At 66.7% G+C, this 1,200-nt stretch carries 1 protein-coding gene; it reads left to right on the top strand.

Features of this window, described 5'->3' with window-relative positions; genetic code table 11:
* Positions 1-515: 515 nt before the first annotated feature.
* Positions 516-1,200: hypothetical protein (locus EB084_26035; protein ID NDD31725.1), on the top strand; the 685-nt coding region annotated here is incomplete at its 3' end.

Raw genomic sequence — 1,200 nt, 5'->3', positions numbered from 1 at the left:
CAAGATCTGCGGCGCCGGGGGAGGCGGATGCATGATCACGCTGGCACCGCCGTCGCGTCGCGAGGCCGTGGTTGCCGCCCTCGAGGGTGCGGGGGCGCGCCACCTGCCCTGTCGCCTGCGACACGAGGGGCTGCAGGTCGAGACCGTAGACGGGCGCGTGCCCGCCTGATGGTCGATGGCGTGCCCGTTGCGCCCATCGATCTCCCTGTCCTGCAAAAAGCCACGGAAATGCTGTGGCACGGCCTTTCGACCGTGCCAGAAGAGGGGATGGTTCCAAGCCATACTTGGATGGATCTCGATGTACGTGCCCTGAGTGTCTGACTCGCACAATCACTTGCGCGAGCCCGTCACCGCCAGGGACACTCTTATATTATCACCCTCCCCGTGCGTGGGAATCCGCTCGATGTAACAAGATTGCAAACGATGTTGCCGGGATGTGAACGACTTCGTCCGGACGACAGCCGTGTGAAGCCGGGGTTTTCTCCCCTTCATCTCTGCGAGGAAGGAGGCCGATCTTGAGGGTTCGCTTCGACGCCATTGCCCTGCACGTCACCGTCATCGAGATGAATGCGCGACTCGCGGGCGGAAAGATCCGGCGCATACAGCAGCTCGCGCCCGACCTGCTCGCGTTCACGGTCTTTCGCCCTCGAACCTCGCAAGATGGCGCTGACTTCACCGGGCCGGAGGCGCGCTTCCTCATCTGCCTGGGCTCGTCAGCGCCGCGCATCCATCTGGCTGAGCGCGAGTACGGCACGGCGGACACGCCGAACAGCTTCTGCATGCTCCTGCGCAAGCATCTCGAGGGCGCTCGCATCGCCACGATACGCACGCTGGGTCTCGAACGGCTGGTGCGCATCGATCTGCTTCCCCATCCGGAGCGTGAGGCGGGGGCGCTGGTGGTCACGCTGATTCCGAATCGGCGCCAGCTCGTTCTCCTCGACCCCAGCGACCGCGTCTTGGGTGAGATGCGCCACCAGCTGCGCAAGGGAGAGGCGTTCTCTCCCCCCGTGACGGGGCTGCCGCACGCCCTCGAGCTGCCAGGCGCCGAGATGGTGGAGGCGCTGCGCGCCCTGGAGCGAGATGGCGCGGCCTCGTCAGCGCGCGCTGCCGAACCGCTGGCGCGCGCGATGCCGCGTGTGGCGTTCGGCCTCGGTGTCGTGGCGGCGCGAGAGATTGCGGTCCGTGCGGGTGCAGAGGCGG

The organism is Pseudomonadota bacterium (assembly GCA_010028905.1).
Lineage (GTDB): Bacteria > Vulcanimicrobiota > Xenobia > RGZZ01 > RGZZ01 > RGZZ01.
This window is presented reverse-complemented; position numbering and strand designations above follow the sequence as displayed.